Below are 19,628 nucleotides of genomic sequence, written 5' to 3' on the forward strand. Positions count from 1 at the left end.
GATTGTTCTCCTGATGAAATATATTTGAGTGAATGCTAACCTATTTTAACCAAATATGCACACGTTTTTAAAGATTTGCAGCCTGAAAATTTTCAGGCTGCAAATCCCCCTTTTGCCAACATCGCAGCCTGAAACTAAAATAGCCATTTTTGTTCACAGGAAAACCCAATCATGCCCCCAAAAATCCACGTTGTCGCAGGCGTATTACTCAACGCGCAAGGCGAATATCTTTTATCATCACGCCCCGAAGGCAAGCCATATGCTGGCTACTGGGAATTTGCAGGCGGCAAAGTAGAAGCAGGCGAAACTGAATTTGCCGCGCTGCAACGCGAGTTCAACGAAGAGCTGGGAATTGAAATTCTAGCCGCTACGCCATGGCTAACCAAGTTCTACCAATACGAACACGCCCACGTTCACTTGCGATTTTTCCGCGTGCACGCCCACGAATGGCGCGGCGAATTGCAATCGCGCGAAGGTCAGCAATGGGCTTGGCAACGCGCTGGCGATTACACTGTGTCGCCAATGTTGCCAGCGAACACTGCGCTTTTAGCCGCGCTTGCTGTGCCAACGCAGTTTTCAGGCAGCCTGAAAACGGGGCTAGTCGGGCGAAATAATATGGGAAAATACCGTGTTGCGCCGTATGCGTCTGCCGAGCCGCAGCATGAAAATGTTTTGCTGACGTTTGATGAATTACAACGCGTGGGCAAGCTGCCTGAAAAGCGCAGCGTTTGGGTGGCGGTGGAAAATGTCGCGCAGTTTCAGGCTGCGATGGACGCTGATGTGTTGGTGTGGCAAGTGAATGATGAACGCGCGGCGCAGGCGGTGTTGGATTTACTGAAAGACGGGGTTTCTCAGCCGCTTGTGGTTTATGCGGACAAGGGGTTGTGTGAACGGTTTGCAGCGGATTGGTCGGCGAATGGGGCGCAAGCTGTGGTTTTGGCGTGTGATGTATTGGCAGCCTGAAAAATGAAAATGCAGCCTGAAAATCAGTTTTCAGGCTGCATTTTGTTTACAGTAGCTCAAGCACCAATTCTGGCGGACGACACAATCTCACCCCTTTATCGCTCACCACAATCGGGCGATTGATTAAACTCGGTTCGCGCAACATGGCAGCGATGACTTCATCATTATCGCAGCCTGAAAAGCGTTCAGGTTCGCGCACTAAGTCTTGTGCAGTGAAATTCATTTGCGATAACAATTCGCGCAAGGTGCGTTCATCGGGCGGCGTTTGTAAATATTCGATGATTTGCGGTTCAATGCCTGCGTTGCGGATTAGCTCAAGCGTGGCGCGTGATTTGCTGCAGTTTGGGTTGTGATAAATTTTGATGTTCATAAAATGTCTTTCAGGCTGCCAAAAAAGTGTATTTTAACTGTTTTCAGGCAGCTTGAAATCTCAAAATTTCATGCGTTTCAATCGCAACGCATTCCCCAACACCGACACCGAGCTCAACGCCATCATCGCGCCAGCCAACACAGGCGTAAGCAATCCAACCGCCGCAAACGGAATCCCCAGCGCATTATAAATAAATGCAAAAAACAAATTCTGCTTAATCGCACGCAAAGTCGCACGCGCCACAATGAGACCGCTCGCCAGTTGATTAACCGATTGCTGCACCAGTACCGCGTCCGCGCTTTGTTCGGCAATATCCGTGCTGCCGCGCACCGCAAAACCCACGTCCGCCAACGCCAACGCTGGCGCATCGTTGATGCCGTCCCCAGCCATTGCCACTTTCGCGCCTTGTTGTTGAAGTTGTTGGATAAATTCGGCTTTTTGGCGCGGCGATTGGTTGCCGTGCGCGTGGTTTTCAGGCAGCCCTAATTGTTGCGCAATGTGGGCAACGGTTGCCGCGTTGTCGCCGCTTAAAATGTGGACGGCAATGTTGTGTTCGCGTAATCGTTGAATGGCAGCAAGGCTGTCGGGTTTGAGTGGGTCAGCTAGGGCGAATGCGCCAACGGGTTGATTATTCAATGAAACGGCAACCAAACTGGCAATATTCCATACATTATCTGCTAAATTTTCAGGCAGCCTGAAACCGCAAAAATCCAATTTCCCCACTTTCACATCGCCCAAACCGTCAATATTCGCGCTAATCCCTTCGCCAGCCACCGTGTTCACATTTTCCGCGTTCAACGGTGCAATTTCACGCGCCAAAGCAGCCTGCACAATCGCATTCGCCAAAGGGTGCGCCGCGTGTTGTTCTACCGCCGCCGCAATTTCAAATAATTGATTTTCCGTAAAATTATCCGCCGTCCAAATTGCCGCAATATCAGGTTTTCCCTGTGTTAGCGTGCCTGTTTTGTCCAAAATCACCGTATCCACCGCGCCAGCCATTTCCAATGCTGCCGCATTTTTAAACCACACCCCATGCTGCACCGCCTGCCCCATGCCAGCCATAATCGCCGCAGGGGTCGCCAAACCCAATGCGCACGGACACGCCACCACCAACACCGCCACCGCACGAACCAAAGCCACCGTAAAATCGCCCACAATCAACCAGTTAGCCACCAAAGTCAGTAACGAAATCGCCAACACAGACGGCACAAACACCGTCGCCACCTTGTCCGCCAAACGCGCAATCGGGGCTTTGCTGCCCTGCGCGTCCGCCAACGCCGCCACCATGTCGCCCAACAGCGTGTCGCTGCCCAAACTTTCCGCGCGATAATCAAGGCTGCCTGAAAGAATAGAACCTGCTAACACCTTGTTTCCAATCGTTTTGTAAACAGGTTGGCTTTCGCCTGTCAAATGGCTTTCGTCCGCCCAACCTTCGCCCGACACCACTTCGCCGTCTGCCGCGATGCGTCCGCCTTGTACACAGCGCAAAATATCGCCTTGTTTCACTTGGTCAATTTTGACCGTTTGCCATTGATTATTTTGCAGAATTTGCACATCTCGTGGCGTGAGTTGCAGCAGAGAACCGAGCGCGTTCAGGCTGCCGCGTTTCGTTTTCGCTTCCAAATATTTGCCGAGCGACACAAACGCCAACACCATGACGCCCGCTTCAAAATAAACGTGATGCGCGTGTCCTGCCAACACCATTCCCAATGAATACAAATAGATAGACAATGTACCCACCGACACCAACACGTCCATATTCGCCAAACCACCGCGCACGCTGGCAATCGCACCCTTGTAAAATGGCAGCGCAAAATACGTCTGCGCCACAGTCGCCATCGCAATCTGCAGCCAAAGCGGCGGCATCAGCGTGTGAGAACCGCCGAGCATGCCCAACATGCCCACCCAAAACGGCAACGACAATGCGAGCAACGTCCACACGCGCCAATGGCTTTCATGCGAATCCGTTTCAGGCAGCAACGAAGTTTGCACGGCTGCCTGAAAGCCTGTTTTTTCAATGATTTTGATGAGTTCATCGGGATTGGTTTGCGTGTCGTCAAACGTGATTTGCGCGGTTTCGCCAGCAAAATTAACCACCGCTTCGGACACAAATTCTTTTTTATTCAACACTTTTTCAATGCGATTGGCGCAGGCTTGGCAGGTCATGCCTTGAATGTTGAAATTGATGTGTTGGGTTGCCATGTCGGGTCTCCAAAATTTTTGGTATTGGGGGAATGATAAACTTTGACTGGTGGTTAAGGTCAAGGGCTAAAAAAATTTCAGGCAGCCTGAAAGATGATTTTCAGGCTGCCTGAATGATTTCAAATTAAAAACGATTCCATGGCATTTTTGCTAACAATTTCGCCATACCGCAAAACCCCGTTACGCCAGCAAACACCAACCCAACCCCAACAAAAGCCGATAAAGCATAAAACACAGGCGACACCAACGCCCCAAAAATCACACCCAACAAAACCAAACTTCCTGCGGCGATTTGTACTTGGCGCATGATGTCCATTGGCGCTTTTGCGGCTTTTTCTACGGGAAAACCTGCTTGTTCCCAAGCATTCAAGCCACCGTCCAACACATAAATTTCCGCAGCATTTTGTGCAAAAGCGCGTAACTTATCCCAATTTTGGCGCGTTCTCATGCCTGATAAACAATGAAAAATTACCACCGTTTGACTAGGCGGCGACAATTTATCCAATTCATCTAACGGCATAGATTGCGCTTGCGCGATGTGTTTGGCGCGATATTCATTTACGCTGCGAATATCAACCAATACCGCACCTTGTTGTAATTTTTCCGCTACTTGTGCAGCGTTTAATGTATTTAAATCCATTTTTAACACCTCTACGAACAGAACATTTCTTTTAAAATCAACAATAATTTCAAAGCATTTTCACTACGAACGAAGTAATACAGCGTTTGCGATTCGCGCCGATAAGCCACCAAACCTTCATCGCGCAATTTCGCTAAGTGCTGCGACAATGCCGATTGCGTTAAAGGCAAAAGCGCTACTAATTCGCCCACGCTCAATTCTTTTTCGTCTGCTAGTAAACACAAAATTTGTAAACGGACAGGATTGCCTAGCGTTTTTAAAAATTGCGCTGCTTGTTCAGCTTGTTGTTCAAAGTTTAAATTTTGTTTTAAATCAGCCATATTTTAAAAAGAACTAAATTAGTAAGTTCTAATATATGAATATTATCAGAAGTTTCTAAAAAAAGAAAGGCGGCCTGAAAAAAATCTTTCAGGCTGCCTGAATCATCATTTACGCTTGCACCGCATCAAACCCAGCATCTTCCACCACATCAATTAACGCCGCGATATTCGTCTGCGCGTCATCAAATTCCACCACCGCAGTCGCGCTTTCTAAATCCACATCTGCACGGGTTACGCCGTTCACGTCGCCCAAAACTTTTGCCACGCTTTTCACACAGCCGCCGCAAGTCATGCCGCCGATGTTTAAGGTTACTGTTGCCATTTTCTTTTCCTTGTAAAACGAGTTGAACATGGCGATAATCATAAACCTTGACTATAGGTTAAAGTCAAATTTTATTTTACAGCCTGAAAGGAAACACATGAACATCAGCCAAGCCGCCCAACAAACAGGTTTATCCGCCAAACAAATCCGCGATTACGAAAAACAAAATTTGCTGCCTGAAACCCAGCGTAGCGAATCGGGCTATCGCGTGTATGGCGAACACGATTTACAGCGATTGCGGTTTATTCGTCATGCGCGAGATGTGGGTTTTTCGTTGGCACAAATTCGTGAATTGTTGGCGTTGCAAGACAATCCGCACCGCCACAGTCGCGATGTGAAACAGCTCACGGCGGCGCATATTGCGGACTTAACGCTGAAAATTGAAATGCTGCAAAATATGCGTGAAAAACTGCAAATGTGGCATGACCAATGCGCTGGCGATGAGCATTCAGCTTGTTGTATTTTGGACGGTTTGGTGGATTTGTAGCAAAAAGCAGCCTGAAAGTTTTTCAGGCTGCTTTTGTGTTTTCAGGCTACTGATGTCGCGCATGAATGCACGACCTACAATTTTCAGGCTGCGTTTTATAGTGAATTAAATTTAGATTAGTACAGCGTTGCCAACTCCCTTATGTACTAGATGTACACGGCGGTCGTTGTCGCCTTGTCCTAATCTAAATTTAATCCACTATATTTAAACGTGGCTGGCAATCATTTCTAAATTGCCGTCAAAAGTCCATTCTGGAATATCGCTAGTTAAGATGAAATGTTCGCCTTTTTTCAGCGCGAAAGTTTCGCTGCCGATTTTCAGGCTGCCTGAACCGTTTAACACGCTAACTAATGTGTACGGCGCGTTTTTTTTCATGCTGACGCAGCCTGAAATTTGCCATTTATACACGGTGAAAAATTCGTTGCTCACATAAGTTGTGGTGGCACAGTTGCCGATAATTTGCGTGTCGGGGTGGCTGTTTTGCAGTGCGCCAATGGTGGCGACATCAATGGATTGTTGAATATGTAAATCGCGTTTATTGCCTTGTGCATCTTTGCGGTCAAAGTCATACACGCGGTAGGTGGTGTCGCTGGATTGCTGGGTTTCGAGAATGAGAATGCCTTTGCCGATGGCGTGAATTGTGCCTGACGGTACATGGAAAAAGTCGCCTGCTTTCACTTTCACTTTGCACAAAAGTTCGTTCCATTTGCCGTCTTTGATGTATTGGGCAAGCTGTTCGCGGCTGGTGGCGTGGTGTCCGTACACGATTTCTGCGCCTTCGTCTGCAGCGATAATGTACCAACATTCGGTTTTGCCTAAGCTGTTTTCATGTTCAGCCGCGTATGCGTCATTTGGGTGAACTTGAACGCTGAGCCAGTCTTGTGCGTCTAGGATTTTGGTGAGCAAGGGGAATTGTTTGTCGGTGCTGTTGCCGAATAATTCGCGGTGTTGGTCGAATAATTGGGCTAGAGTTTTGCCTGTGTGTTCGCCATTGGCAATGGTGGACATACCGTTTGGGTGGGCGGAAATTGCCCAGAATTCGCCTGTGGTTTCGGTGGGAATTTCGTAGCCGAATTGGGTGCGTAGGGTGTTGCCGCCCCAGATTTTGTCGTGAAAAGTGGATTTTAGGAAAAGTGGTTGCATTGGGTTTCCTTTCGTTTTCAGGCTACAATTTTTAGGCAGCCTGAAAATTTGTTATTTTTGAAAAATGGTGCGTAGGGCACACCCTACGTTTAGTAATAGCACACGCGGTGGCATTCATAATCATCGTAATAACAGCGGCACGTATTGTTTTCGTAAACGGGGGTTTCGCTGATATTGACGATTGTGCCAGGAGGGGCATTTACGGTTACGGTTTTGTGAATGGTGGTTTGGGTCTGCACGGGCAAATCTAGCTCGGTGTAACGCCCGTCTGGGGTTTCGGCGTAGATGCAGCCTGTGAGCCACAAACACATGAGCAAATTGAGCTTTTTCATTTTGCAGCCTGAAAATCAGTGAACAATATGGGGGGCTTCGGTTTGGGCAAACCATTTTTTTTGATAGCTGCGCCATTCGTCAAATTGTTCAAATTCATCTGCTAAATCTTGGGCTTCAATTTCGTCTAGCAAATCGGCGAGCAATTCTACGGGTTCGATTTCTGTGCCGTACAATTCTGCGTCAAACGCTACGCCGACGAGTTTGTGATATTCGTCCATATCCATGATGACGTTGCCTAAAAATTCGTCCAACGACACGGTTTCTAGCGTGAAGTTTTCCCATTCGTCTTGTTTGCAAGCTAGGGTATCGGCTTCGCTGTCCCAAAAACATAACACGGTAACGGGGTTGCCTAGTTCGTCGTCGTATTCTTCGGACGGGCATTCAGCGAAGAAATTTTGGTCGTCTTGCAGGGTGTAAACGATTTGATTTTTGACTACATTTTTGATGAATGCGTCATAGCGTGGGTCGTTTTGGATAATCATGGCTGTTCCTTTCGCAGTCAGAAACCTTTGCAAAATCTTCATCTTTGGCATTTTTCTTCGCCATGCGCTGCTCAAAAGCTCAATGTACTTGATGTACGTAGTCGCTTTTTGCGCTGCTATGGCTTTGAAAAATACTCAAATCTGGAGTTTTGCAAAGGTTTCGGTCGATTTTTATAATGTAATCATAGCGCAAAAACGCAAACACCGTGCAAAAGTTCTGCACGGTGTTTTAAATTCATTGTGGTTTTAATGTGTAAAAAACTTCGCCTTCTTCAATATAGCCCATGTTGTTGCGAGCCAATTCGGATACGGCATTGTAGCCGTTTTGCAAATCGTTGATTTCGGAACGCAAAATGGCGTTTTCACGGCGGGTGTTTTTATTTTGTTGTTTGATACCTTCGGCTTTTTGTTCCATTTCTGCATATTGTCCGCGCAGTCCTGTGCCGCCATTGCTCACCCAAATTTGGTATTGCAACGCGCATAATGTAACAATCATTGCCCATGTAATCCATCTCATTTTTGCGCCTTTTTTAGCATTTTAGGCAGCCTGAAAAATATCTTTTCAGGCTGCCTGTTTTCACTCAATCAAATTATTTTTTCAATTGATAGAATGCTTTTTTGCCTGGGTAGTATGCAGCAGAACCCAATTCCTCCTCAATGCGCAACAATTGGTTGTATTTCGCCATACGGTCTGAACGGCTCAATGAACCTGTTTTGATTTGCATGCAGTTGGTTGCCACAGCTAAGTCAGCAATAGTGCTGTCTTCTGTTTCGCCTGAACGGTGGCTCATCACGCTTGTGTAGCAGTTGCGTTTTGCCAAATCCACTGCACTCAAAGTTTCGCTCAATGTACCGATTTGGTTTACTTTTACCAACAATGCATTTGCCACGCCTTTTTCAATGCCTTCAGCCAAGATTTTTGGATTAGTCACGAACAAGTCATCGCCTACCAATTGAACTTTGTCGCCCAATTTTTCAGTCAAGTGTTTCCAACCTGCCCAGTCGTTTTCATCCATACCGTCTTCAATAGAGATGATTGGGTATTTCGCAACCAAGCCAGCCAAGTAGTCAGCAAATTCTTCGCTGCTGTAGGCTTTGCCTTCGGCTTCCAAATGGTATTTGCCGTCTTTGTAGAATTCGCTAGACGCGCAGTCCATAGCAAAGTAAACGTCTTCGCCTGCTTTGTAGCCCGCTTTTTCTGTGGCTTCAACCATCAGTTGCAAGGCTTCTTCGTGGCTGTTCAAGTTTGGTGCAAAACCGCCTTCGTCGCCCACAGTTGTTGGGAAACCTTTGCTGTCGCACAATTTTTTCAATGCGTGGAAAATTTCCGCGCCGCAACGCAATGCTTCACGGAATGAAGTCGCGCCTACTGGCATAATCATAAATTCTTGAATATTCAAACTATTGTTTGCGTGTTCGCCACCGTTGATTACGTTCATCATTGGCACTGGCAAAGCCATTGGACCTGCACCACCCAAGTAGCGATACAAAGGCAAGCCAGCATCTTCAGCCGCAGCGCGTGCCACTGCCAAAGAAACTGCCAATGTAGCGTTTGCGCCCAATTTGCCTTTGTTTTCAGTGCCGTCCAAATCCAACATGATTTGGTCAATGTAGGCTTGTTCAGTTGCGTCAATACCAATCAATGCGCTGGCGATTTCGTTATTAACGTGTTCAACGGCTTTCAAAACGCCTTTGCCCAAGTAGCGAGATTTGTCGCCATCGCGCAATTCCAAGGCTTCTTTTTGACCTGTTGATGCGCCACTTGGCACAGCCGCGCGACCCATTACGCCACTTTCCAACAATACATCACATTCCACGGTTGGGTTACCGCGTGAATCCAAAATTTCGCGTGCAAAAATATCAATAATTGCGCTCATGTTTTTTCTCCGTTTAAGGGGTTTGGGAAGGTTAAAAATCGCGTGAATTATACCGTGTTTCAGGCTGCTCGCGAAGTTTTATTGCGTGTGATTGTATTTTATCAACTCAGTTACAACGCGCTACTCCGTGCAAATGGCTTGGGGTGACACGCGGTTGATTACCCAATGCTGCACTGTCCACGCCAGCAAGTCTTGAACGTGATTGACTTCGGGCGCAGGCGGAATATTGAGATAGTGCATCACTTGGCGCAACAGGGCTTCACGTTGGTTTACGTCCAGCGCGGGGGCTAGGGTTTGTTTTGACCATTTTTGACCGTGTTGGTTTACCAAAAGCGGCAAGTGGGCGTAATGCGGCGTGGGCATTTTCAGGCTGCGTTGCAACCAAATTTGACGCGGCGTGGATACCAGTAAATCTTGTCCGCGCACAATGTGGGTAATGCCCTGCTCTGCGTCATCAGCAACAACGGCGAGTTGGTACGCCCAAAATCCGTCTGCGCGAAGCAGCACAAAATCGCCAATATCGTGGGCGAGATTTTGGTTGTATCGCCCGACAATTTCGTCTTCAAAGCTGATGATTTCATCGGGAACGCGCATTCGCCATGCAGCTGGTTTGCCGTTTTCAGGCTGCCTGAATGGGTCTTTTTTGGCACACGCGCCGTTATAAACGTAGCCGTCTGAGCCGATGGCGGCGGCGGCGTGCCAGTCTTTGCGGCTGCAATAGCAGGGATAGGCAAGGTTTTTGGCTTTCAGGCTGCTGAGTGTGTCTTGATAGAGTTCGTGGCGTTGGCTTTGGTAAGCGACTTCGCCATCCCATTCAAAACCGAATGCTTCGAGTGTGTGCAAGATGTGGGCGGCTGCGCCTTGCATTTCGCGCGGTGGGTCTAAGTCTTCCATGCGGACTATCCAACGTCCGTTGTGGGCGCGTGCGTCTGCGTAGGACGCGAGGGCGGTGAGCAGTGAGCCGATGTGTAACAGTCCTGTGGGACTGGGGGCGAATCTTCCGATGTAGGGCATTTTTGTTTTTCAGGCTGCGGTTTGTGAATATTTTTCAGGCTGCGATTGAGTGATAAACCGCAGCCTGAAAGTTTAATTGGAACATCGGCGGCTCGCCGACACATTTGGGCGCACAGGAATCATATTTCCCGAAATTTAGCTGTTTTTTTGTCGGCGAGCCGCCGACGCTCCGTGTTTTTCAGGCGTAATGTCCTGCACCCAAAACCAATGGCTTGTTTGCGCCTGTGGCTTTGTGTGGATTGCTCGGTGTGCGATTGACCCAACACGCGGCGAGCCACGCAAACGCGGCGGCTTCTACCCATTGTGGATTCAGCTGCAAATCTTCGGTGCTATGCACAGTGATTTTGTGTGGCGCGAACAATTTTTTCAGGCTGCAAATTAAGGTTTCGTTGCCAATGCCGCCGCCGCAAACGTACACATTTTGGGTGTTTGGCGCAGCCTGAAAAATCGCGTCTGCAATCGTGTCTGCCGTGAATTGCACGAGTGTTCGCAAAACGTCAAACGGGTCTTCTTCATGATGCAAATAGCCGTATAACCAATCCAATGAAAACAGTTCGCGCCCTGTGGATTTTGGATAAGGCAGCCTGAAATATTCGTGTTCTTTCAGTTGCGCCAGCAGTTCAGGCAAGACGCGTCCGCGCAGGGCTTTTGCGCCGTTTTTGTCATACAGTTGCTGCCAGATGTGTTGCGTCCACGCGTCCATCAGCATATTGCCTGCACCTGTGTCAAAGCCGAATGGTTCGCCATTGGGTGGCAACACGCTGATGTTGGCAATGCCACCAATATTCAGCACGACACGGGTTTCGGTTGGCATGGCAAACAGGGCTTGATGAAACGCTGGAACGAGTGGTGCGCCTTGTCCGCCTGCGGCTAAATCGCGGCTGCGGAAATCGCCAATCGTGAAAATGCCTGTGCGCTCGGCAAGCAGGGGCAGGTTGGCGAGTTGGACGCTGTAGCCGTGTTCGGGAGCGTGGCGGACGGTTTGTCCGTGGCAACCAATGGCGGTGATGTTTTCAGGCTGTAATTTGTTTGCTTGCAGGATTTTTTGCACAACTTGGGCGTAGATTTCGGATAGTTCAATGGCGAGCATTTGACTGCGATGAAGTTCGTTGTCGCCGATGTTTTGGAGTTCAAGCAGTCGGGTTTTCAGGCTGCTTGTGTAGGGGACGAATGCGTGGGCGATGGCGCGTTGCCATTTTGCGCCGTGCATTTGGATTAAGACTGCGTCGGCACCGTCCATACTGGTGCCTGACATGATTCCGATGTAGAGCTGGGTTTTCATGGTTGTTGTTTTTTTCAGGCTGCGATAAAACCAAATTTTATCAAATCTTTTCAAGCCTTAAAATAAATTAAGCAGCCTGAAAAATCTTTCAGGCTGCTTAATCAAGCAAGTTTTATTTGCTTGTTGCTTTTTCTACTTTCTCACTCACTTTTTCTGTTACTTTTTTCGCGGTATCGCGTGTGCGGCTGGTTGCGTCTTTCAACGCGTCTTTCATTTCGCCTAAAGTGGTGGTTTTGTGAGACTCTGCCAAATCTGCATCAACTTGTTGCGTCATGGTTTGTTCGTCTGTGGTGTAGCGTTTCAAACCGCCGCCCAATACTTTATACAAGTCGGCTAAGTTTTCCAGCAAGTTCTGCTGTCTGCTTAACAAGTTCACATCTGAAGCATAACTGCTACGTTCTGCATCCAGCAAATCCAGTGCACTAGAAACACCATGTTTGTAGCGCAAACGCGTTAAGCGTAAACGCTCGCTATTTGCTTTTGCTTGTGCAACTGCTGATTCATATTGACTATTGAATGCTGCACGTGCAACCAATGCATTTGATACGTCTTGGAATGCGGTTTCTACGGCTGATTCATAAGCAATAAGAGCTTGTTCTTGTGCAATTTTGCTGACAACTACATCTGCTTTATTTTTACTCCAGTTAAAAATAGGAATAGTTGCATTTGCATTGTAGCCCCAGCTTCTATCTGGAGAACTAAATAAATTACTTAATTGCGCGCTACTTAAACCCAATGTAGTGGTTAAATTAATATTTGGGAACAATGCGGCACGTGCTGCGCCAATATTGGCATTAGCTGCTTTCAGACTGTGTTCTGCTGCAATAATGTCTGGGCGGTTAAGCAATAAATTCGATGATAAACCTGCTGGCAAATTGCGGATTTTAAACTGTTTGTTCATTGGCAATGGCGTTGGCAAATCGTCTGGCACTTTTTGGCTAATCAGCAATTCCAATGCGTTACGTGCTACCTCACGTGAATTAACAGCAGCTGCATAATCTGATTTTGCACCTTCAATTTGCGATTCTTGGCTGCGCAATTCCAAAGCAGAAATCACGCCTGCTTTATGGCGAACCTTGGCTAATTCGTAAGTTTGTTGGTAGGCTTTCAAAGTGCGTTGAGATAAATCCATAGAGGCTATTGCACTTTGTTCAGCAAAGTAGGCTTTTGCCACACTTGCAATTAAACTGAGATGCGTTGCATCACGTGTCGCGGCTTGAGCAAAATAACTTTCTAATGCTGATTCATTAGAATTGCGGATGCGTCCCCATAAATCCAACTCAAATCCTGAGATGCCTAAACCTGTATTATAGCTATTAGCCACGTTAGAACCAGCGGCAGTATGACTACCATTACGACCTGCTCCTGCCGTACCACTCAAACTAGGTAAATTAGCTGCACGTGTAATCGCATACTGTGTACGAATTTTCTCAACATTCAAGTTTGCCGTACGCAAATCAGTATTGTTTTTCAACGCTAATTCAATCAGGGCGTGTAAACGTGGGTCTGCAAAATAGTCTTTCCAGCCCAAAGATGCAGCCTGAATTGCTTGCGGTTCTTGCACGTCATAACGGAACGTACTTGACGGCAACGCTACGTTTGGTTGCTCGTATTTCGGCGCAAGGTTACAAGCGGATAAGGCAATGCTTACGCTCAATGCGGTGAAACTTTGTTTAAAAACGGTTTTCATATATTTAATCTCTTTATCAGTTTCAGGCAGCATAGGGCACATTGGCATTTCATGTCGCGGTGTCTTTTTAGCCAAACTAAGCGACTACTGTGTTAAAAAGGTTCGTAAGGTGTTCAACCTTGCTTACCTTTTTGCCTTGTATTCGCTTAGTTTGGCTAAAAAATCCAACTCGCGAATGAAACGCCAATGCGCCCTAAAAAATAACTTTTTCAGGCTGCTTGAATGTTTTATTTCATATTTTCTTCATCATCAAACAAATCCAGTTCGCCTTGCTCGGGAACAGGTTTGCCTTTAAAGAATTTACGAACCACAACATAGAACATCGGCACGAAGACCACGGATAGGAATGTACCTACCAACATACCCCAGAACACGGCTGTACCAATGGCGTGTTGGCTGGCTGCTGATGCGCCTGTTGCGATATACATTGGCACAACGCCCAAGATGAATGCGAATGATGTCATCAAGATTGGGCGGAAACGCAATTTGGCAGCACGTAACGCGGCTTCTGCTGCGGTTTTGCTTGTTTCTTGCAAATCTTTGGCGAACTCGATAATCAAAATCGCGTTTTTCGCACTCAAGCCCATCACAGTAACCATACCAATCATGAAATATAAGTCGCGTGATGATGCGTGGAGCAATGCGCCTGAAGCCACACCCAACAAGCCTAGTGGCACAACCAGAACCACTGCCAATGGGATTGACCAGCTTTCATACAACGCCGCCAATGCCAACAATACGGCTACAGCAGCCAAGCCCAATACCATGGCTTGCTGTGACGAACCTTTGGCTTCTTCACGAGATTGACCAGACCATTCCAGTGCGTAGTTACCTTCCAATTCATCAACCATGCGTTGAACTTCTGCCATGGCTTCACCAGTGGTTTTGCCTGCTGCTGGTGCGCCTGTTAATTGCATGGCTGGGTAGCCGTTGAAACGTACACTTTGTTCGATACCTTTTTCCCATTTTGCTGTCATAAAGCTAGACAATGGGATTAACGTGCCATCGCTGGCAGGTACGGTCAATGCCAAAATGTCTTCAGGCTGCATGCGAGATTTTGCATCTGCTTGAACAATCACGCGTTGCAAACGTCCGTCATTTGGGAAGTCGTTTACATAGGTTGAACCCAACGCTGTACCCAAAACAGTACGAATGCTGGCAAAGCTCACGCCATTTGACGCAGCTTTCATACGGTCGATGTCCAGTTTCAGTTGCGAAGCGTCTTCCAAACCTGAAGCGCGAACGTTTGATGCATTAAACATTTGCGGATTGGCGCGCATTTTCGCAATCAATTCATCGCGGCGAGCTACTAATTCTTCATGATTCGCAGAGCCACGTTGTTGCAAGTACAAACCAAAACCAGAATCGTTACCCAATTCCATGATTGGCGGCGGGTTAATCGCTAAGGCAAAACCGTCTTTTACCGCACCGCTCATCAATGCACCTGTGATTTTACCTGCCACAGAAGCGGCATCGCTGCCTGGTTTAGCACGTTCAGTCCAGTCTTTCAAAATGATAAAGCCTAAACCCATGTTTTGACCGCTGCCTGAAAAACTGAAGCCTGATACGGTAATCACGTTTTCCACTTCAGGCAGGCTTTTCGCTACGCCCACCACTGAAGCCAGTGTTTTTTCAGTACGTTCATGCGTTGCGCCAGAAGGCAGTTGCACGGTAACCATCAAGTTACCTTGGTCTTCTGATGGCAAGAACGCGGTTGGCAAACGCATTACCAACACAAACGCTGCGGCGGTTAAAGCGGCATACACGATAAATGTCGCGCCAGCTTTACGCAATGTGCTAGCAATCCAGCCTGAATATCTGCGTGTACCTGCGTTGAACTTGCGGTTGAACCAACCAAAGAAACCTTTTTTCACATGGTTATGACCTTTGGGAATCGGTTTCAACATGGTCGCACACAAAGCAGGTGTCAAAGTCAAAGCCAAGAATGCTGAGAACAAAATCGCGAACACCATTGTTAAAGAGAACTGGCGGTAAATGTTACCCGATGCGCCGCTCAACATAGACAATGGTACAAACACAGATACCAACACGGCTGTGATACCCACCACCGCGCCAGAGATTTGTTTCATGGCTTTTTTCGTGGCTTGTTTTGGCAATAAACCTTCTTCCGCCATAATCCGTTCCACGTTTTCCACCACCACAATCGCGTCATCAACCACAATACCGATGACCAGCACCATGGCAAACATCGTCATCACGTTGATAGACATGCCCATGTATGAAATGGCAGCAAATGCACCTAATAACGAAATCGGCACAACGATAGTCGGAATCAACGTATAGCGAATGTTTTGCAAGAAGATGAACATCACAATGAACACCAGCACAATCGCTTCAAACAAAGTGCTTACCACTTTTTTGATAGACAATTCTACAAATTTTGAAGTGTCATAAGGTGCAGACCAAGTAACATCTTCAGGGAAGTATTTTTTCAACTCTTCCATTTTGGCTTTAACTGCAGTTGCGGTTGCCATTGCGTTACCCGTTGTCGATAACGAAACTGCCATACCTGCCGCTGTTTTGCCGTTCAAATACGAGTTTGACGCATAAGATTGGCTACCTAATGCAATTTCAGCCACATCTTTCAAGTAAACGTTTGCGCCACTTGTGTTTTGTTTCAACAAAATATTGCCGAACTCTTCTGCGGTTTGCAATTGACCTTCAGCCGTAATGGTTGCACTGATTTGCTGACCAATATCCGCAGGACGTGCACCCAATGAACCCACTGCCAACTGCGCATTTTGTGCAGAAATCGCAGACGTTACATCAGCAAAAGACAAGTCGTAATTTTTCAATTTGTTTGGGTCAATCCACACGCGCATCGCACGCTGAGCACCAAACAAGCGAACATTACCTACGCCTTCAATACGTTGCAATTCAGGCACAACATTGCGTTGAGAGTAGTCTAACAATTCCTCAGCAGATTTGGTTTTTGAATCCAAAAACACCACCATCAAGAAGTTTGAACGCGCTTTAGACACGTTCACACCGTTTTGTTGCACGGTTGCAGGCAGCAAAGCGTTTACTTCTGACAATTTGTTTTGCACGTTCATTTGTGCCAAATCTTCGTTGGTATCAGGTTTAAAGGTTAAAGTAACCGAGCCTGAACCACTTGAGTCAGCAGAAGTGGAAATGTAATCCAAACCTTCCACACCGTACATATTCCGTTCAATCACAGACAGTACGCTGTCTTCCATTACCGTTGCAGACGCACCAGGGTAAGTTGCAGTCAGCGTAATAGTGGGCGATGCCACGCTTGGGTATTGCGAAATCGGCAATTTGCTGATGCCGATAACGCCCGCAATCATGATAAAAATCGCGATTACCCATGCAAAAATCGGGCGTTCAATAAAAAACTTTGGCATGGTTTACTCCATTATTGTGCTGCAGAAGCAGAAGATGCAGCCTGAACAGGCACAGATACTGTTTCAGCAGGAGCAGAAGCCGCAGGAGCTTGCGCTTGTGCGTTTTCGCTACCAGGTTGCCATTCTTTCGCTTGAACCACTGGCGAACCAGACATCGCAGCAATCATCAAACCTTCCACAATCACTTTGTCACCAGGTTGCAAACCACCGTTAATCACCCAGTTTGTGCCTTTTTCACCAGCGATTTTCACAATGCGTGGTTCCATGCCGCCTTTAGCGTTTACCACCATAACAGTGTCTGCTTTACCGCGAGTAACCGCTTGTTGCGGCACAACAAATGCATTTTCAATTGTGGTTAAAGGCAAACGAACACGCGCGTACAAACCAGTCATCAAAGCAAAATCAGGGTTTGGCACTTCTGCGCGGATTGTGATTTGACCCGTTTTTTGGTCAACCGTAGGGTCAATAAACAACAAGTGACCTTTGTGTTCGTATTCAGAACCATCATCCAACATCACGCTCACTTCCAAAGCATTGCTCAACTTACGCTGACCACTTGCCAATTGTTGGCGCAATTTTTGCCATTCGCTCGCAGATTGTTGAATGTTGATATACAACGGATTGGTTTGATTGATGGTTGCCATTTGCGTACTGTTTGCCGTTACCAACGCACCTTCCGTTACCAAAGACTGACCCACAATACCCGAAATCGGCGCAACAATATGCGCGTGATTCACGTTTACTTGCGCTGCACGAATTGCCGCTTCAGCCGATTTAATTTGCGCTTGAGCCGAGCGTTGCGCTGTTACCGCAGCGTCCCATTCTTGTTCACTAATCGCGTCCGCTTCCACCAATGGGCGATAGCGTTCCACATCAGCACTGGCTTTCGCGTAAGACGCTTGTGCGCTCAACAAGTTGGCACGCGCACTTTCCAAATTAGCCGCGTAAGTTGAGTCGTCCAATTGATACATTGGCTGACCTGCTTTCACAAACGAGCCTTCAGCGAACAAACGGCGTTTCACGATGCCTGTTACTTGTGGCACGATTGGCGCAGAGCGAACCGCTTCCAAACGACCAGGCAAATCCATTTCAATTTGCACGTTTTCAGGCTGCGGCATAGTTACCACGCCCACCGTTGGGGCAGGACGTTGCTGACCTGCTGCTGCCGCTTGTTTTTGCTCGCCAGCAGCCGCGTCTTTGCCACCACAAGCAGCCAACGCAAGCGATGTTGCCACTGCCAAAGCAGTTACGCGCCAGTATTGATGAGTCTTCATTATGTCTTCCTAAATTGACTGGGGGTTAAAACTTTTATGTTATTTCAGGCAGCCTGAAAAAATATTTCAGGCTGCCTTCTATTCAATAAAACGAAAAGTAGTTATTATACATTCATTTCTGAATGTTTTTAAACCCATAATTATAAATATTTTTTTATTCAAGCCATGAGAAAAACCAAAGCCGAAGCCGAGCAAACTCGCCAACACTTACTCAACGCTGCGTTAGAAGTTTTCTATCGCGTAGGCGTTACCCGTGCCTCACTCAACGAAATTGCCCAAGAAGCAGGTGTTACACGCGGCGCATTGTATTGGCATTTCAAGAACAAAGAAGACTTATTTGCAGCGTTGTTTGAACAAAAACACGCTATTTTTGTATCATTATTGAATGATGATGTACTGGACGAAACGGAAGACGCGTGGACGCATTTGCGCCACAGTTTGCACGAGCTTTTGCGCGTATTATCCCAAGACGAGCAGCAACGCAAATTTTGCAGCGTGATGAATTTGAAATGCGAACGCACAGAAACCAATCAAACGATTACGGAATTGGTGCTGCGTTATCATGCCAGCAGTCGCGCGCAGATTATTCGCGCGATGAAATTGAGTGTGCAACAAGGTAAGCTGCCTGTGCAAACGGATATTGAAGCGGCGGCATTATATTTAGAGAGTAGCTTGGTTGGCTTGATTATCATGTGGATTAGCGAGCCTGAGCGTTTTGATTTATCGGCGACCGCTAAGCGTGTGATTGATACGAATATGCTGATTTTGCAAAATGGCTTATTAAACGAATAATGCAGCCTGAAAACGTAATCGCAGCCTGAAAAACAATAGCGTTTTTCAGGCTGCGATTATTTGGTAGAGACAGGATTTATTCCTGTTTTTTTGAGTGTGGCAGAAATGGAGCGTCGGCGGCTCGCCGACATCAGCTATATGGAAAAATCACTTTTTTTAAAATTTTATCTATTTCATGTCGGCGAGCCGCCGACACTCCAGACAGGCTGCGTTCTATCAGCCACCCATCAACGACTTCAACAACCGTTTAAAGAACCCAGCTTGCTGTTGCTGTTTCTGATACTGGCTGCCCTGTTTCACCAACTGCGCCACATCATCCGCCCTACCCTCGTGCAAATCGCGCACAATTTTCGAGCCAACAATCACGCCATCAGACACCGCATTAAATCGCGCTACATCGTCCAGCGTAGAAACGCCAAACCCTGTCAAAACAGGAATTTTCGCCATTTCATGCAATCGCACCAAATGCTTATCCAAATCCTCGCGGTAACTGCCCATTTTGCCCGTTACCCCGTTAATCGCCACCGCGTAAATAAACCCTTCCGCGTCCGTAATCAATTTTTGCTGGCGTTCCACCCCTGTTGTCAGGCTAACCAATGGCACAAGTGCAATGTCCGTTTCTTGCAAAAACGGTTTCACCATATCTTCATGCTCGTGTGGCAAATCGGGAATAATCAGCCCTTTCACAGACGTATTCGCCAAATCTTGCACAAATTTTTCCACGCCATACTGAAAAACAGGATTGAAATACGTCATCACAATCAAAGGCGTATTCAGCGAAATCGTTTGCAATTTCGCCACAATCGCCGCCAAAGTTGTGCCGTTTTTCAGGCTGCGTAAACCTGCTTCTTCAATCACAGGACCGTCTGCCACAGGGTCTGAAAACGGAATGCCGACTTCAATCGCTGACGCCCCGTTTTCGCTCAAAAATGCCAGCGTGTCGCCCAAACCGTCCAAGCCGTTGGCATGGTCGCCAGCCATAATGTATGGCACAAAAATGCCTTTTTTGCTGTCTTTAATCGCTTGCAAATGTTGCGTTAATGTTTTCATG

The 19,628-nt window shown here is 47.2% G+C and carries 19 protein-coding genes; 3 read left to right on the forward strand and 16 right to left on the reverse strand.

The window, feature by feature from the left end:
* The first annotated feature begins 171 nt into the window (after window positions 1-171).
* On the forward strand, window positions 172-963 hold the full coding sequence (locus tag QEO93_RS03210; RefSeq protein WP_032136685.1) for an NUDIX domain-containing protein: 792 nt from the start codon (window positions 172-174) through the stop codon (window positions 961-963).
* Between the two features lie 46 nt (window positions 964-1,009).
* Here the strand turns inward: QEO93_RS03210 and arsC are convergent, their stop codons facing one another.
* The 5 genes from arsC to QEO93_RS03235 form a co-directional block, all read right to left on the reverse strand.
* Window positions 1,010-1,333 (reverse strand): arsenate reductase (glutaredoxin), encoded by a 324-nt coding sequence (arsC, locus tag QEO93_RS03215; RefSeq protein WP_032136686.1) that lies wholly within the window; start codon window positions 1,331-1,333, stop codon window positions 1,010-1,012.
* Between the two features lie 60 nt (window positions 1,334-1,393).
* Window positions 1,394-3,535, reverse strand: coding sequence for a heavy metal translocating P-type ATPase (locus tag QEO93_RS03220; protein WP_032136778.1), 2,142 nt, complete (start codon window positions 3,533-3,535; stop codon window positions 1,394-1,396).
* 124 nt (window positions 3,536-3,659) lie between these two features.
* Complete coding sequence (locus QEO93_RS03225; RefSeq protein WP_032136687.1) at window positions 3,660-4,175, reverse strand: rhodanese family protein; 516 nt, start codon at window positions 4,173-4,175, stop codon at window positions 3,660-3,662.
* 11 nt (window positions 4,176-4,186) lie between these two features.
* Window positions 4,187-4,495: an ArsR/SmtB family transcription factor gene (locus QEO93_RS03230; RefSeq protein ID WP_003789372.1), complete on the reverse strand. Its 309-nt coding sequence runs from the start codon at window positions 4,493-4,495 to the stop codon at window positions 4,187-4,189.
* Between the two features lie 109 nt (window positions 4,496-4,604).
* Window positions 4,605-4,817 (reverse strand): heavy-metal-associated domain-containing protein, encoded by a 213-nt coding sequence (locus QEO93_RS03235; protein WP_032136688.1) that lies wholly within the window; start codon window positions 4,815-4,817, stop codon window positions 4,605-4,607.
* Between the two features lie 97 nt (window positions 4,818-4,914).
* On the opposite strand from QEO93_RS03235, the gene cueR reads away from it, so the two are divergent.
* A complete protein-coding gene (gene cueR, locus QEO93_RS03240; RefSeq protein WP_085815545.1) occupies window positions 4,915-5,304 on the forward strand; it encodes a Cu(I)-responsive transcriptional regulator in 390 nt (129 codons plus the stop codon).
* Window positions 5,305-5,508: 204 nt separating this feature from the next.
* Here the strand turns inward: cueR and manA are convergent, their stop codons facing one another.
* From manA to QEO93_RS03290, 10 genes are all read right to left on the reverse strand, one after another.
* A complete protein-coding gene (manA, locus tag QEO93_RS03245) occupies window positions 5,509-6,447 on the reverse strand; it encodes a mannose-6-phosphate isomerase, class I (RefSeq protein ID WP_085815546.1) in 939 nt (312 codons plus the stop codon).
* Between the two features lie 89 nt (window positions 6,448-6,536).
* Window positions 6,537-6,779: a spore coat-associated protein camelysin gene (locus QEO93_RS03250; RefSeq protein WP_085815547.1), complete on the reverse strand. Its 243-nt coding sequence runs from the start codon at window positions 6,777-6,779 to the stop codon at window positions 6,537-6,539.
* Window positions 6,780-6,794: 15 nt separating this feature from the next.
* Complete coding sequence (locus tag QEO93_RS03255) at window positions 6,795-7,262, reverse strand: DUF2750 domain-containing protein (RefSeq protein ID WP_179184658.1); 468 nt, start codon at window positions 7,260-7,262, stop codon at window positions 6,795-6,797.
* Window positions 7,263-7,497: 235 nt separating this feature from the next.
* Window positions 7,498-7,779 carry an FtsB family cell division protein gene (locus tag QEO93_RS03260; protein ID WP_032136781.1) on the reverse strand — a complete coding sequence of 94 codons (282 nt, stop codon included), beginning with the start codon at window positions 7,777-7,779 and terminating at the stop codon, window positions 7,498-7,500.
* Window positions 7,780-7,852: 73 nt separating this feature from the next.
* Window positions 7,853-9,139, reverse strand: a complete 1,287-nt coding sequence (gene eno, locus QEO93_RS03265) for a phosphopyruvate hydratase (protein ID WP_085815549.1) — start codon at window positions 9,137-9,139, stop codon at window positions 7,853-7,855.
* A 120-nt stretch (window positions 9,140-9,259) separates the two neighbouring features.
* Window positions 9,260-10,153, reverse strand: coding sequence for a tRNA glutamyl-Q(34) synthetase GluQRS (gluQRS, locus tag QEO93_RS03270; protein WP_032136692.1), 894 nt, complete (start codon window positions 10,151-10,153; stop codon window positions 9,260-9,262).
* 178 nt (window positions 10,154-10,331) lie between these two features.
* Complete coding sequence (locus tag QEO93_RS03275; protein ID WP_032136782.1) at window positions 10,332-11,435, reverse strand: anhydro-N-acetylmuramic acid kinase; 1,104 nt, start codon at window positions 11,433-11,435, stop codon at window positions 10,332-10,334.
* Window positions 11,436-11,547: 112 nt separating this feature from the next.
* Entirely contained in the window at window positions 11,548-13,125 is a 1,578-nt protein-coding gene (locus QEO93_RS03280) for an efflux transporter outer membrane subunit (RefSeq protein ID WP_081906876.1), read from the reverse strand.
* Window positions 13,126-13,352: 227 nt separating this feature from the next.
* A complete protein-coding gene (locus tag QEO93_RS03285) occupies window positions 13,353-16,511 on the reverse strand; it encodes an efflux RND transporter permease subunit (RefSeq protein WP_032136693.1) in 3,159 nt (1,052 codons plus the stop codon).
* An 11-nt stretch (window positions 16,512-16,522) separates the two neighbouring features.
* Window positions 16,523-17,785: an efflux RND transporter periplasmic adaptor subunit gene (locus QEO93_RS03290; RefSeq protein WP_032136694.1), complete on the reverse strand. Its 1,263-nt coding sequence runs from the start codon at window positions 17,783-17,785 to the stop codon at window positions 16,523-16,525.
* A gap of 165 nt (window positions 17,786-17,950) precedes the next feature.
* Between QEO93_RS03290 and mtrR the strand changes: the two genes are divergently transcribed.
* Entirely contained in the window at window positions 17,951-18,577 is a 627-nt protein-coding gene (gene mtrR / locus QEO93_RS03295; RefSeq protein WP_032136695.1) for a multidrug efflux system transcriptional repressor MtrR, read from the forward strand.
* Window positions 18,578-18,793: 216 nt separating this feature from the next.
* Here mtrR and trpA read toward each other — a convergent pair whose 3' ends face one another.
* Window positions 18,794-19,627, reverse strand: coding sequence for a tryptophan synthase subunit alpha (gene trpA, locus QEO93_RS03300; protein ID WP_209434846.1), 834 nt, complete (start codon window positions 19,625-19,627; stop codon window positions 18,794-18,796).
* Window position 19,628: the final 1 nt, after the last annotated feature.

The organism is Kingella negevensis (genome assembly GCF_030177895.1).
Lineage (GTDB): Bacteria > Pseudomonadota > Gammaproteobacteria > Burkholderiales > Neisseriaceae > Kingella_C > Kingella_C negevensis.